Raw genomic sequence first — 14,308 nt, forward strand, 5'->3', positions numbered from 1 at the left:
GTTGTTCTATGAGTGAAATTAACGTCACCTCTGCGCGCTTATCGCGCCATAGCCTGGTATTAACCGACAGTGAATTACAGCGGATCGCGAAATTAATATATCGCCGGGCGGGCATTGTGGTTAACGCCCAAAAACGGGAGATGATTTTTAATCGCCTCTCACGCCGGGTACGCGAACTGGCGCTGAATACGTTCAGCGAATATGTGGGGATCCTTGAATCCCATCCGGACCACCCGGAGTGGCAGACGTTTATCAATGCGCTGACCACCAACCTGACCTCGTTTTTCCGCGAGTCGTATCACTTTCCCACGCTCGCCGCGCACGCGCGTCAGCGTGGGGCTGGCTACCGGGTGTGGTGTACGGCGGCCTCGACCGGGGAAGAGCCGTGCTCGATAGCGATTACCCTTGATGAATGTCTCGGGGCGGCGATTGGCGGGCCGCGCGTCTGGGCCACCGATATTGATACCGACGTGCTAAGCAAAGCCGAAGCCGGGGTGTATCGCCTGAGCGATTTGCAGTCGCTGACGCTGGCGCAAAAGCGCCACTATTTTCTGCGCGGATCCGGCGAGAACAGCGAGCGGGTGAAAGTGAAACGCGAACTGCTGGCAGGTATTCACTACCAGCCGCTCAATTTGCTCGACGCTACCTGGTCCGTGCCGGGGCCATTCGATGCGATTTTTTGCCGCAACGTGATGATTTATTTCGATGCGCCGACTCAGGTGCGCCTGCTGGAACGCTTTGCCCGTTTGCTCAAGCCGGGCGGCCTGCTGTTTGTCGGCCATTCGGAGCATTTCAGCCACTCGCACCTGCCGCTGCGCCTGCGCGGGCAGTCGGTGTATGAACTGACGGAGACGGCGCGTTGAAGCGGATACGCGTGCTGGCGGTGGATGACTCGGCGTTGATGCGCAACCTGCTGAGTGCGGTCATCAATCAGCAGCCCGATATGGAGATGGTGGGCACCGCGCCCGATCCGCTGATCGCCCGGGAGATGATTAAAAAGCTCAACCCGGACGTGCTGACGCTGGATATCGACATGCCGAAGATGGACGGTCTGGAGTTTCTTGCGCGTCTGATGCGCCTGCGCCCGATGCCGGTGGTGATGATCTCCTCAATGACCACCCGGGGCTCAAAGGCCACGCTGACCGCGCTGGAACACGCCGCAGTGGATTTTCTGCCGAAGCCGGATCAGCGCGTGGCGGGCGATCTGGAGCACTGGAGCGTGCTGGTAGCCGAGAAAATTCGGGCCGCCACCCACGCCCGTCTGCATCGCCTGCCAAGCGTGGAGCCGGTCAGAGCGCCGCTGCGCGCGGGGACCTTTAGCCAGCAGAACATTATCGCCATCGGCTCTTCAACCGGCGGCACCGAAGCGTTGCGCCGGGTGCTGATGCCGCTCCCGCTGAGCTGCCCGGGGATTGTGATTGCCCAGCATATGCCGTCGGGCTTCACCCGCTCGTTCGCCCAGCGCCTCGATTCGCTGTGCCAGATTCGGGTGCGCGAAGGCGAAGACGGGGAGCCGGTGCAGCCGGGCACCGCGCTGATCGCCCCCGGCGACAGACATATGCACATCGTGCGGCACGGCAAGGGCTACCTGGTCAGACTCAGCGACGCTCCGCCGGTCAATCGGCATCGCCCGTCGGTGGACGTGCTGTTTGACGCGGTGGCCCAACATGCGGGCCGCCACGCCAGCGCCGCCATTCTGACCGGCATGGGCGGCGACGGGGCGCGGGGACTTTTACGCTTACGCCACGCCGGGGCGTACACCCTGGCACAAAGCGAGGCCACCTGCGTGGTGTTTGGCATGCCGCGCGAAGCGATTGCGCTGGGCGCGGCGCACCAGGTGGTCGACCTGGACGATATCAGCCAGCGGTTGCTGGACAGTTTTAGCGATAGCAAACAACGAGATAAACCCGACTCACGACGTTCAGGAGATAAACCCCATGTCGGATAAAAATTTGCGTTTTCTGGTGGTGGACGACTTTGCCACCATGCGACGCATCGTACGTAATCTGCTTCAGGATCTGGGCTACAAGCACATCGAAGAAGCCGAAGACGGTCAGGATGCGCTGAACAAACTGCGCGCGGGCGAATTTGATTTCGTGGTCAGCGACTGGAACATGCCGAACATCGACGGCCTCGAGCTGCTGAAAACCATTCGCGTGGACCCGGTGATGGCCAAACTGCCGGTGCTGATGGTCACCGCCGAAGCCAAGCGCGAAAACATCATTGCCGCCGCTCAGGCCGGGGCCAATGGCTACATTGTGAAGCCGTTTACTGCCGCCACGCTGGAAGAGAAGCTCGGCAAAATCTTTGAAAAGCTGGGATAAGGGCGAGGACGATGCACAACAATCCGCAATCTGCTGAAAACACCAAAGATCTCTTTTTACGCATCGGGCAACTGACCCGCCTGCTGCGTAACAGCATGGCCAACCTCGGCCTTGAACAAGCGATCATGGAAGTGGCCGACGCCTTCCCCAACACCCGCGACCGCTTGAACTACGTGGTCGGCAAAACCTCGCAGGCCGCCGATCGCGCCCTGACCAGCGTCGAGGCCGCCCGTCCGTTACAGGACGGCCTGAGCGACAGCGCCAGCGAACTGAGCGGCCGGTGGGACGCATGGTTCGCCGAGCCTCAGCCGCTGGACGATGCCCGCGACCTGGTGAAAGCCACCCGCGCGTTTCTGCACCAGGTGCCGGACGTCACCCAGCAGACTAACCGCCAACTGACCGAAATCATGATGGCGCAGGACTTCCAGGATCTCACCGGGCAAGTGCTGCAAAGCCTGATGCTGGTGATTGAAACCGTCGAAAAAGAGCTAATCAGCGTGCTGGTGGAGAACATGCGTGAACGTGACGCCAGCGCGGAAGAAAGCGACGCCAACCTGAAAAATGGCCCGCAGATTAACACCACCGTGGACGGGATTGTGGCTTCTCAGGAGCAGGTAGATGACCTGCTGGAGTCCCTCGGCTTCTGATGAAGCCAGGCGTGCGCCATGTCCCAGGAAAGCGATAACGAAAAAACGGAAGACCCCACACCGCACCGAAAACAGAAGGCGCGAGAAGAGGGACAGGTTCCGCGCTCCCGTGAACTCACCACCCTGGCGATGCTGCTGGTCGGCTGGGGGCTGATCGTCGCGGGGGGCGACTATCTGAGCATCCGGTTGATGCACCTGCTGCATAACGGCCTGACGTTTGACCGGTTACTGGTGAGCGACCCCCAACAGATGCTGCATCACGCTTCGTCGCTTATCGGGATGGCGTTTCTGGCGATTCTACCGTTCGTCGGCGGCCTGTTTCTTACCGCCGTCAGCGCGCCGATGATGATTGGCGGCCTGAACCTGAGCGGCAAGGCCATCAAGTTCAACGGCAAAAAGCTCAACCCGTTGAGCGGCATCAAGCGCATGTTCTCCGCCCAGATGGTGTCGGAGATGGTGAAAGCGATTTTGAAAGTGCTGCTGGCCGGTATCGGCGGCACGCTGTTTTTACTGCTCAACAAAAACACCTTTATTGGCCTGATGTTTGAGCCGCTCGGTATGGCGCTGAGCGACATCAGCCAACTGCTGATTAACTGCATGCTGGTGATCATCCTGTCGCTGATCCCGATGGTGGCCTTCGATGTGATTTACCAGATCTGGAGCAACCTGAAGAAGCTGCGTATGAGCCGGCAGGAAGTGAAGGACGAGTTCAAAAATCAGGAAGGCGACCCGCAGCTCAAAGGCCGTATACGCCAGCTGCAACGCCAGATGGCACAGAGCCGGATGATGACCGACGTGCCGACCGCCGACGTGGTGGTCAACAACCCGACCCACTTCTCAGTGGCGCTGAAGTACCAGGAAGGCAGCATGGGTGCGCCGATGGTGGTGGCGAAAGGTACGGGCCTCGTCGCCCTGCGTATTCGTGAGCTTGCCGAAGAGAACCGCGTGCCGATGCTGGAAGCGCCTCCGCTGGCCCGGGCGCTGTATCGCCACTGTGAACCTGGCACCCCGGTGCCAACCGAACTGTACAACGCCGTGGCGGAAGTGCTGGCCTGGGTTTATGGCCTGCGCCGCTGGCGTAAAGGCTACGGCTTACGCCCGCTGGCCCCGAAAAATATTCCGGTGCCCGAAGGGCTGGATTTTGCACAAGAGAGTAGAGAGTGATGGCCAATATCGCCACCAAATTACGATTACCAAACATGAAGGAGACTCAGTGGCAGGTGCTGGCGGGTCCGGTGCTGATCATGACCATCCTCGCGATGATGATCCTGCCGCTGCCCACCTTCGTGCTGGACCTGCTGTTTACCTTTAACATCGTGCTGTCGATCATGATCCTGCTGGTGGCGATGTTCAGTCAGAACACCCTGGATTTCTCCGCCTTCCCGACGGTGCTGCTGTTCTCCACCCTGCTGCGGCTGGCGCTTAACGTCGCCTCGACCCGGGTTATCCTGATGAACGGCCACACCGGCGCGGGTGCGGCGGGACAGGTGGTTGAAGCCTTCGGCCACTTCCTGGTCGGCGGCAACTTCGCCATCGGCATCATCGTGTTCATTATCCTGATAATCATCAACTTCATGGTGATCACCAAGGGGGCCGGGCGTATCGCCGAAGTGGGGGCGCGATTTACCCTCGACGGGATGCCGGGCAAACAGATGGCGATCGACGCCGATCTCAACGCCGGGCTGATTGGCGAAGAGGAAGCCAAACGCCGCCGAAAAGAAGTCACCCAGGAAGCCGATTTTTACGGATCGATGGACGGGGCGAGTAAATTCGTGCGCGGCGATGCGATTGCCGGGCTGATGATCATGGCGATCAACATCATCGGCGGGCTGATCATCGGCGTGATGCAGCATGACATGTCGGCGAGCATGGCGGGCGAGACTTACACCCTGCTGACCATCGGCGACGGTCTGGTGGCGCAGATCCCAGGCCTGGTTATCTCCACCGCTGCGGGCGTGGTGGTGACCCGCGTGGTCAACGATCAGGACGTCGGCGAGCAGATGGTCGGCCAGCTGTTTTCCTCCCCGCGCGTGATTGCGCTGGCGGCAGGGGTGATTGGCCTGCTCGGCCTGATCCCAGGGATGCCGAACGTTGTATTCCTGTTGTTTACCGTCTCACTGCTGGCGTTGGCCTGGTGGCTGCGCGGTCGCGAGGCCGAACAAAAAGCGCCGGGGACGGCTCGCCCTGGCAGCGATGACCCGGCAATGGCGGAAGCCGAAGCGGCGCAGGTCAACGAAGCAACCTGGTCTGACGTGCAGATGGAAGACACCCTTGGGCTGGAAGTGGGCTATCGGCTGATCCCAATGGTTGACCACGAGCAGCAGGGCCAGCTCCTGACCCGCGTGCGCGGCATCCGCAAGAAGTTCGCCCAGCAGATGGGCTTCCTGCCCCCGGCGGTACATATTCGCGACAACCTTGATCTGCCGCCGACGCGCTACCGGATCCTGCTCAAGGGCGTGGAGATCGGCCACGGTGAGATCCAGCCCGATCGCTGGATGGCGATTAACCCAGGCTGCGCCGAAGGCGAAGTGCCGGGCACACCGTGCGCCGAGCCGACGTTCGGCCTGCCCGCGCTGTGGATTGATGAAGTGCATCGCGAGCTGGCGCAGACCCTGGGCTATACCGTGGTTGACCCCAGTTCGGTAGTGGCGACGCACCTGAACCATCTGATTGCCACCCACACCGACGAACTGTTTGGCCGCCACGAGGCGCAGCAGCTGCTGGATCAGCTCACCAAACACTCGCCGAAGCTGGTCGAAGATCTGATCCCGGCGGTCATTAGCCTGACCACGCTGCATAAGGTGCTGCAAAACCTGCTGTCCGAACGGGTGCCGATCCGCGATATGCGCACCATCATCGACACCCTGGCAGAGTTTGCCACCAGCCACAGCGATGCCGACGACCTCACCGCCCGGGTGCGTGCCCGTCTGGCGCGCGCCATCACCCAGCAGTGGTTCCCGGGGGAAGACGATATTCAGGTGATAGGCCTCGATTTGTCGCTGGAACAGCTGCTGGTACAGGCCACCCAGAGCGGGAGCGCCATCGAACCAGGCATTGCCGAGAACCTGATGAAGCAGACCGAACAGGCGCTGCTGCACCAGGAGGGCCTCGGTGCGCCGCCGGTGCTGCTGGTCAATCCTTCCCTGCGCCTGATGCTGTCGCGCTACCTGCGCCGTATCTTCCCGCAGATGGCGGTACTCTCCAGCCAGGAGATTAACACCCAGCGCAACGTGCGCATGACGTGGGTGATAGGCAGGAAAGCATGATCCGCGCAGGTATTCTCGCCCTGCTGTTCATCGCCCCGGTCGCACAGGCGGCGAACGGCTCCTGGACCAGCCAGAGCTTTGGCGGCACGTTGACCCGTGGGCAGCAGACCTTAAAAAGCCGCCCCATTCAGGCGGCCTCTGCCCTGCCAAAAGGGGCCGTTGCCACGCGACTCTCGTGGAAAATCACCCCGGATGGCCCGACGCCCGTGGGCTTTCGTATCCAGATTTGCAGTGGCCATCGCTGCGTGGCGCTGCCCGGCCTGCGCGGGGAAATCACCCTGCCTGCCGGATACCCGGCGGCGGGCCCGTACCGCTTTGAATATCTCTCCGTCGCACGCGGGCCGCTGTATCCCCCGCTGGGGGTGCTGAGTAATCAGATTACGGTGGAATACCGGGTAAATTGACGGCTCAGGACGCCACAAACATAATTTAAACAAATAACACACAACTCACACATAACCCACAAAAATAGCAACACATCAATAGCTTATACCGATCGCTGCCCTGCAATTGATCACCGAGCCCTATCAAGGAAACCTATTAATTATTCTCTATTGATCGACAATACCGTTATATGGTTATATTCAGCCCGTCGCTGAATACCCTGCACCCCATTATTCAGGCGATCAGACTGTTCCCGCCGCATTCCGAAACAGCGAATCGAAATATATCTAAAATATCTGGCAAACCTGTCAAACGGTGGTTATCCCGATGGTGAAGACATGGCTACACAACAATTTTATTTATCAATTAAACACCAGTAAGGCGGTGCTGTTTAACAACAACATTATCCGCGCCATCGTCGCCAGTTCGTTAGCCATTGTTCCCTTCGTCATTATTCGCGCGCTGCTTCTGGTGAGTTCCGTTATTGCCGCCCATCTGGGATGGGTCGCTTTTGCCAGCTGGCTGGAACAGCTCCAGCAAACGCTGATGGATTTTATGCCGATCCTGATGAACGCCTTTATGGCGCTGCATTGGGCGATTCGTAATCACCGTTCGGTGGTGCATTTTTTGACGGTCAATTTCTGTAGCCTGCTGTTTATCAGCTGCGCCATCAGCCACGATCGGCTTTTTTTTATGGATATCTCGATTCCGGTCGCGCTGTTATCCGGCCTGGTGGTCAATACATTATTAGACCGGGTGATTGGTGCCGTGGATAAGCAGCCCCGCCTGCAAACGCGCAACAAGAAACACTTCGCCCTGTTTCTGTTTTCCGTGGTGATGATTTCCGTTTTCGCCTTTGTGGTGAATACCCTGATGCAGGAAATAGTGAACCCACTGGCACCGATTATCCGCCACACCCTGGAGCAGAGTTATCCGCAGAGCTTCGCTACCGGGTTGCTGTATATCGTTTTGCGCTGCATTCCGTGGCTGTTCGGCATCCACGGTTATTTCATCTTTAGCGATATCGACAGCCATTTCATTGCCCAGGCACAGGCCAATATTACCGCCTGGCACGCGGGCCAGGAATCGCTCAATATTTTGAGTCCGGAGTTTTACAACATCTGGTGCACCATGGGCGGCACCGGCAATACCCTCAGCCTGCTGCTGTGCATATTGTTCAGCAAAGATAATTCACATCGCCATATTCTTGGCCCGTCGCTGCCGCTGGCGATATTCAACATCAACGAACCGCTGATCTTCGGCCTGCCGATCGTCATGAACCCGCTGCTGATCATCCCTTTCGTGCTGGTGCCTGCGGTCTCCTACATCATCGCCTACACCGCCACCGCATGGCATCTGGTGCCCACCATTTCCGAGACGGTGAGCTGGAGTGTGCCGCCGATCATCAGCACCTGGATTGGCACCAACGGCTCTCTGGCGGCCATCGCGCTGAACCTGCTGATTATCGTGGTCGGGGCGATGATTTATGCGCCCTTTATTCAGCGCTGGACCCTCAGCAAAAAGAACGCCCCGGATCAGCATCTGTTCATGCAACCCACCAATCTGGAGCTGGTCCCCGATCACCGCGCGCTGACCGAAGAGAAAGCTTATCTGGAGGCGCTGGACCGCGTGTATGCCCTGCAATCCAGCGGCCATTTCGTCCTCTACTTCCAGCCGCAGGTGCGCCTGAGCGACCGACGAATCATCGGTATGGAGGCGCTTATTCGCCATCAGGGCAACGACGGCACCCTCACCCCGCCCTACTTTTTAGACGATTACAACCGCCTGAACGCGATGGCCGATATCGACTTCTGGGTGATGGAACAGGCCGTAGGCTACCTGCGTGAACACCTGAGCGACTACCGCGACATGACGCTATCGGTAAACGTTTCCCCGCAGACGCTGCATGACCCGCGGCTGTTCAACGTTATCTCGCGCATTTTGAGTGAACCGCTGCCCGCAGGCTGGACGCTGGAGATGGAGATTACCGAGTCTCAGGCGCTAACCAACCCGGAACAGGTGTCGTTTATTCTCGGCCAGCTCAAGCAGCACGGGATAAAAATTGCGCTGGATGACTTTGGGGCGGGTTATTCGACGCTTAACTACCTGACGCGCTACCCGCTGGACAAAATTAAGCTCGACCGCTCGCTGGTACAGGGCTTGTCCAAAAAAGGCGGTCTGCAGTTCTTAAATCAGGTCACCAAACTCTGTCGGCTGACCGAATGCCACGTGGTGATTGAAGGGGTAGAGACCGAAGATGAGCTGCGCCAGATCCTGATCGAAGGGATTGAGACCGAACACGAGATGACGCTGGTGCGCTCGGTGGGCATCGATCTGGCGCAGGGCTTCTTATTCTGGCGACCGCTGCCGATTGACGAGATGTGTCGGGTGCTGGAGAAAAATCAATGCGGCATCGATTGAAGGGTTGGAAGTGAAGGTGTGAGTTGGGGTTCGACGTCTCAGTGAAGAACGCCGATCCCCTTCTAAGTGAATAGCGCTATTAATTGAACTGGCGCTTTTCCAGGCTGTTATAAATCGTTGTAATTTCGTCTTTTAAGCTTTCGCCACGATATACCATCGACGTATCGTATCGCTGATATTTCTCTTCTCGTGTGGCACTAAACCAGTTAAACGAACCTACGCACAGTAGCCCCTCGTCCCCAATCACGATTTTACTGTGTACGCGGTTGACCAGCTTGGTAGTGACACCCATTTCGTTTAGCTTATCCAGCGCAGCTTGAAGACGCTGTTGCTTTTCTTTGCGCTTTTCGTAGTCGGTGTGCTCGGTATTAAAATTTCTGTCCGTCACCACGGTGATACCAATACCGCGTGAGCGCGCATGAATCATCGACGTTAAGAAACCCGTTTGTTCCAGTTTTTGCCAGGTTAGCCAAGGGGATACAATGGTAATACTCTTCCCTATAGTGCCAAATGTTTGGTTCAGAAATGCATCGTGTTGCTCAACGCCGTGCAGAGTAGAGATTTGAGTTTGCGATGCATTTAAATCCACGCGCTCCCGAAACTCAAACTGCAATGCATTACTGGTGGAAGCAAACAGGTATTTGGCCAACAATCCTCGCGGCGAAGAACTCGGCTGGATCTCAAATAGATCCATATCACCGAAGACAAGAAAGCTATCTTTCGCGCGGGAGACGGCAACATTAAGCATGCTGCTATCGCTGTCGATAAACCCGCCGTCTTCATGTTTAGAATAGACTGGGGAGAAAAGCACGATCGCCCTTTCAGCACCTTGTAAGGAGTGCACGGTACCCACAGTCAGTGATTTTTCATCGCCACTACAATTAATATTCAACTTACGTAATGACGCCTTTATAGCGTTAACTTGTGCAGAAAATGGCGTAACAACGCCTACCATTTCGTGCAGGGGTTTGCAGTAATGACGCTCAATGTCCTCTTTGTGAGTCGCCAGCCATGCTGCGATTGTCTCTGCCTCAAACTCGTTATAGCGGCTTCCGCCGTTTGCCTGCATCCCTTTTCCATCAATGTGCAGATAGCCCATTGCTGGAAATATGGTCTCCTTTTCCGCACCTCGTTTGGGCTGTAACTTACCGTGATAGCAGAGAGCGTTGCAGTAGCCAATAATGTTATCGAAGCAGCGACGGTGCTCATAGAGGTACATTCCGCGAGCAAAGTCAGGGTCATACTGGTAGCGTGAGCTAAACTGAGCAACCTTCATCACACTGCCAGATGCAGCACTTTTTCCAGAATCGCACACCACTGCATATGCGTCCGTGAGTTCTTCTTGCGTACCACCGGGGAGAATATTCTCCTCCACCATATTGCCGATATCAATGCCAGGTTGGCTGTTCCAGATTGGCGCAATCTGTTCTGTATCGCCAATCACTAACGCTTTTTTTGCCAGCGCAAAGGAGGATGCAGCAACCTCTGGAAGCACCTGACCCGCTTCGTCGACGATCAGCAAATCGGTAAAATTATATAAATAGTTATCATCATATTTCTTAGCCCCACCGATAAACTCACTGGTTTTCATATGGTAAGGCAACATGTAACAGGTCATGACTACACAGGGGGTAAGTTTCATTCTACGCTGCCAGCGGGCCTTAACACTTTTAGCCCCACGGCGGATTTTTTCTTTTTGAAGATTATCAATCGCTGACATATCCATCAGCCATCGTCCTTCCCAATAATGAGTAGCCAGCAGGAACGCAGGGAAACGGATTTGCGTATCAGCAAGTTCGTCGGCTCCTGCCAGACTCAGTTCCTTGTCATTTGTATATCCCAGCGTTCGACTCAGGTCCTGCCAGGATTTAACAGCCTCGCTTTCCCGTCGTGAAACATCCTGAGCAAAATCGATTTGCTGTTGATATTCAGCCTGCTCTATTTGTGCCTGAGCAATCAGACCATCAATATAAGTATCGACATTTTCTGGGACGTTGCCGTGAAACTCGGCCATTCTGGTACCAAACGTCGACTCCAGGAAAAGGTTAATCTGATATTGGCGCTTAGTACGAATAGCTGGGAGCCATGAGAAAAATGCATACACCATCGACTCACCAGCACGATACTGTTGCCACTGCTTTTTTCCCTCAGTTAACTGCGCGATTTCATTCGTGCTGGCGAGCAGTAACCCATTTTTGTCCTGAATATACTGGTCGATTTCTTCGCTGATAGCACGGCGCTCCTCGCGGATGCTATTAAGTCTTTTCCATGCGGATTCGATTTGTTTAAGGAGAGTATCGTGATCTGTTAAACACTCATGCAGAAGATCTACGACGCGCTCGGGAGAACCGCAATCTTCCGATGGGAACGCCGCCTTTGCCTTCTCAAGATAGTAAGCCTGCGCAAGTTCAATATATTCACGAGATTCAATTCGATTATAAAAATCTTCCGTCTGATATTTATCAACTGCAGCCGCCTTCCGACTCGACGAAGGGAAGTAAGCGCCATAGCTTTTCAGATCAGGTAACCAGCGCCCTGACATTACTCCAGTGCCGGTAGCAAAATCTTTACCGAAGGCTTCAATAATGTTGGTCACAGCCTGATTGTTGGTCGATGTAGCAATCACAACTGGTGGTTCGGTTTTGTTGAGAGCAGCCCTTGCCCATTCAGTGGCTATGATAGACAGAACCAGTGTAGTTTTTCCGGTTCCCGGCGGGCCATTAACTGCGAGGATATCGCCCGACTGCTGAGTGAGATAATGGCTTAGGGCATCACGCTGAGACATAGCCAAAGGGAACGTGTCGCCAGAATACCCCAGACGTTCGCTGAATTTTGTATTAGCACTTAGGATAGGTTCTACGAGAGGCATTTCCGTTGAAGCAAAGCGCGACAGTAACGGAACGTCTTTTTGGCACACCTGCAAATGATCGTACAGGGGGAGAATATGGATACTGGCTCCGCCAGACTGTTTTGCTTTAACAATATAGCCATATTCAGCCGGTATATATTGCTCGTGAGTTGTACTCCACAGCCCGGCAACATTGTTTAAAAGATCGTCGGCCTGATTTAGGTACTTTTCCCACTGGTGAAGATATTTTTCATAACGCTCTGCACGCTGTTCATCTGTCTCGTTAAGGCGTTCTTGTGCGTCATCATCACCAAAAGTAGATGAGTTATGCGTGGTTTTGTATTGGTCATACTGCGCCATCTCACCAATTGAGAAGGTACCTTTGGGAAGCGGCTCAAGCAGATCACGTGGAATGGTGGCGGGTGCGGTAGGAAAGAGGAAACCTTCGCGGTTAAGAAGTGCTGGGGTAATCAATGGTGTGACGATACCTGGCGCGCCAGCGGTTAGCTCTTTGCCATGCTTTATTAAAAGGATCCATACTTTAGGCCGTAAAAGTACCTCAACGGTCTTAACCGCATCATCTTCATCTTTAAAAAACGCGCGTACGATCTCTTCATCTAGCCTTCCTGTGGTGATATTCATCCACTGGGTGAATAAATCCTCATCCTTCCGCGAAAATGCCCCTTTCCCAGATTCAGCATCAGCTAACGAATTACGCCAGTATGATGCGAATCTCTGAGTATTCCTGTCCATTTCCCATCCCATGACTTAAGTAAAACTATTGATTTCGTTAATATAAACGCAACACATGGTTAATCATTGTCCACGTTGCGAGCACGATCGCAATAATTTGTTAACGATCGGAAGGAAATAGAGTTGGACCCCCATTCGGGATATTGGCATCGCCTGGGGGCAGGGCTATATGTTTGCCAAGCCTGAGTCGACTGAGGGGATGAAGGCGACGGTGATATGAACTTTACTATTCAGTCAAAAAACACCATCCCGGCATAGGGTTTCTCGCGACAGGCCGCCACACGCTGGGCTAAATCCCCGACGTGGAGTTCCAGCCGATGGCCGTCAGGATCGAGAAAATAGAACGACTCCCCTTCGCTTTTATTGTCCTTCCACATCACCGCGCCTTGCGCTTCAAGACGTGCCACGAACCCTGTAAATTCCGAGACGGCAATGCTGAAGGCATAGTGGGTGTAATCGCGCTTATCCGACACCTGCGTATCGACCGACAGGCACAGCCACAGCGCTCCGCAGCTAAAATACGCCCCGCTATTCCAACGGGCATGCAGCCGCAGCCCCAACTGCTGCTGATAAAAATCAATGCTGCGGGCAAGGTCGGTGACCGCAAGCGTGAGATGGTTCAGGCCGGTGAGCATCGCGTGGTATCCATAATGAAGTTAGCGGACAGGCAGAGTAGCATTCCTCCCCATCGCGATCACATCCTGAACAGCGGGCGATATCGGCCCGGCGTCAGTGGATGCATAATCGAGAGATTGCATTCAAGGAGATAACCATGAAGATTGCGCACGTAGCCCTGTGGACCCGCGACCTGGAGGCACAGGCCGCCTTCTGGCAGCGATATTTTGGCGGGAAAGCCAACGAGAAGTATCTCAGCAAAAACCGACCGGGTTTTGCCTCGCATTTTATTACCCTTGCCGATGGCCCAACGATTGAGTTGATGACCCTCCCTAACCTGCCAGACGCCCCCGAGAACCGCGAGTTCTGCGGCTGGGCGCATATCGCCATCAACGTCGGCGACCGTCAGACCGTGGATGCGTTGGCGGATAAGGCCCGCGCAGAAGGGATTTTGAAAAGCGGCCCGCGGATGACCGGGGATGGCTACTACGAAGCGGTGATCGTCGACCCGGACGGGAATGGGGTGGAACTGGTGGGATAAGTGGTGTGTAGGGATCACACTTTGGCCCTCCGGCTATTCACATACAAAAACCAGGTGTTATCCTTCGCCGCGTAAATACCTATCAACTCAACCTGAGGCTTTGATGCTGGAGAATGTAATCATCCGATAATCAGCTCCCGACCTTTTCAGGCCGGACTGATTATCAATGCGCCGAAATCGAATGCGAACACCGCTGTGTGTTGGCACGTTTTGCACATGATGATTAAACAGGTTTTCCAGTATGAATTTATCCCGTCAGGAACAACGTACCTTACACGTTCTCGCCAAAGGCGGCCGTATTGCGCACGTTCGCGATGCGTCAGGCCGTGTCACATCCGTTGAATGCTACAGCCGCGAAGGGCTGTTGCTCACCGATTGCACCCTCGCCGTCTTCAAAAAACTCAAAACCAAGAAGCTGATTAAGTCGGTCAACGGTCAGCCCTACCGCATTAATACCACTGGGCTGAACAACGTTCGCGCCCAGCTTGATAATCGCTAAGGAGCGCTTT

At 55.5% G+C, this 14,308-nt stretch carries 12 protein-coding genes; 10 read left to right on the top strand and 2 right to left on the bottom strand.

Annotated features, from left to right (window positions below):
• Nucleotides 1-8: 8 nt before the first annotated feature.
• The 8 genes from ACG0Z5_RS18020 (at nucleotide 9) to ACG0Z5_RS18055 (ending at nucleotide 9,042) form a co-directional block, all read left to right on the top strand.
• Complete coding sequence (locus ACG0Z5_RS18020) at nucleotides 9-863, top strand: CheR family methyltransferase (RefSeq protein ID WP_394449902.1); 855 nt, start codon at nucleotides 9-11, stop codon at nucleotides 861-863.
• Nucleotides 860-1,948, top strand: a complete 1,089-nt coding sequence (locus ACG0Z5_RS18025) for a chemotaxis response regulator protein-glutamate methylesterase (protein WP_394449904.1) — start codon at nucleotides 860-862, stop codon at nucleotides 1,946-1,948. The genes ACG0Z5_RS18020 and ACG0Z5_RS18025 overlap by 4 nt, the downstream gene beginning before the upstream one ends.
• Nucleotides 1,938-2,324, top strand: a complete 387-nt coding sequence (gene cheY, locus ACG0Z5_RS18030) for a chemotaxis response regulator CheY (protein WP_394449906.1) — start codon at nucleotides 1,938-1,940, stop codon at nucleotides 2,322-2,324. Before ACG0Z5_RS18025 ends, cheY begins: the two co-directional genes overlap by 11 nt.
• 11 nt (nucleotides 2,325-2,335) lie before the next feature.
• Nucleotides 2,336-2,971: a protein phosphatase CheZ gene (gene cheZ / locus ACG0Z5_RS18035; RefSeq protein WP_394449908.1), complete on the top strand. Its 636-nt coding sequence runs from the start codon at nucleotides 2,336-2,338 to the stop codon at nucleotides 2,969-2,971.
• Nucleotides 2,972-2,989: 18 nt separating this feature from the next.
• Entirely contained in the window at nucleotides 2,990-4,135 is a 1,146-nt protein-coding gene (gene flhB, locus ACG0Z5_RS18040) for a flagellar biosynthesis protein FlhB (protein WP_394449910.1), read from the top strand.
• The gene (flhA, locus tag ACG0Z5_RS18045; RefSeq protein WP_394449956.1) at nucleotides 4,135-6,237 is read left to right on the top strand and encodes a flagellar biosynthesis protein FlhA; all 2,103 of its coding nucleotides are present in this window, start codon (nucleotides 4,135-4,137) and stop codon (nucleotides 6,235-6,237) included. Before flhB ends, flhA begins: the two co-directional genes overlap by 1 nt.
• Entirely contained in the window at nucleotides 6,234-6,641 is a 408-nt protein-coding gene (locus ACG0Z5_RS18050) for a flagellar protein FlhE (RefSeq protein WP_394449912.1), read from the top strand. The genes flhA and ACG0Z5_RS18050 overlap by 4 nt, the downstream gene beginning before the upstream one ends.
• A 307-nt stretch (nucleotides 6,642-6,948) precedes the next feature.
• Nucleotides 6,949-9,042 (top strand): EAL domain-containing protein, encoded by a 2,094-nt coding sequence (locus ACG0Z5_RS18055; RefSeq protein ID WP_394449914.1) that lies wholly within the window; start codon nucleotides 6,949-6,951, stop codon nucleotides 9,040-9,042.
• A 79-nt stretch (nucleotides 9,043-9,121) separates the two neighbouring features.
• Here the strand turns inward: ACG0Z5_RS18055 and ACG0Z5_RS18060 are convergent, their stop codons facing one another.
• Both ACG0Z5_RS18060 and fos read right to left on the bottom strand, forming a co-directional pair.
• Nucleotides 9,122-12,643: an AAA domain-containing protein gene (locus ACG0Z5_RS18060; protein WP_394449916.1), complete on the bottom strand. Its 3,522-nt coding sequence runs from the start codon at nucleotides 12,641-12,643 to the stop codon at nucleotides 9,122-9,124.
• Between the two features lie 230 nt (nucleotides 12,644-12,873).
• Nucleotides 12,874-13,278: a fosfomycin resistance glutathione transferase gene (gene fos / locus ACG0Z5_RS18065; RefSeq protein WP_394449918.1), complete on the bottom strand. Its 405-nt coding sequence runs from the start codon at nucleotides 13,276-13,278 to the stop codon at nucleotides 12,874-12,876.
• A gap of 137 nt (nucleotides 13,279-13,415) precedes the next feature.
• Between fos and ACG0Z5_RS18070 the strand changes: the two genes are divergently transcribed.
• On the top strand, nucleotides 13,416-13,799 hold the full coding sequence (locus ACG0Z5_RS18070; RefSeq protein ID WP_319628334.1) for a VOC family protein: 384 nt from the start codon (nucleotides 13,416-13,418) through the stop codon (nucleotides 13,797-13,799).
• 241 nt (nucleotides 13,800-14,040) lie between these two features.
• Nucleotides 14,041-14,298, top strand: a complete 258-nt coding sequence (locus tag ACG0Z5_RS18075) for a YjhX family toxin (RefSeq protein WP_014882342.1) — start codon at nucleotides 14,041-14,043, stop codon at nucleotides 14,296-14,298.
• Nucleotides 14,299-14,308 lie beyond the last annotated feature (10 nt).

It is taken from the genome of Scandinavium sp. M-37, from assembly GCF_043558715.1.
Taxonomy (GTDB): Bacteria; Pseudomonadota; Gammaproteobacteria; order Enterobacterales; family Enterobacteriaceae; genus Scandinavium; species Scandinavium vulneris_A.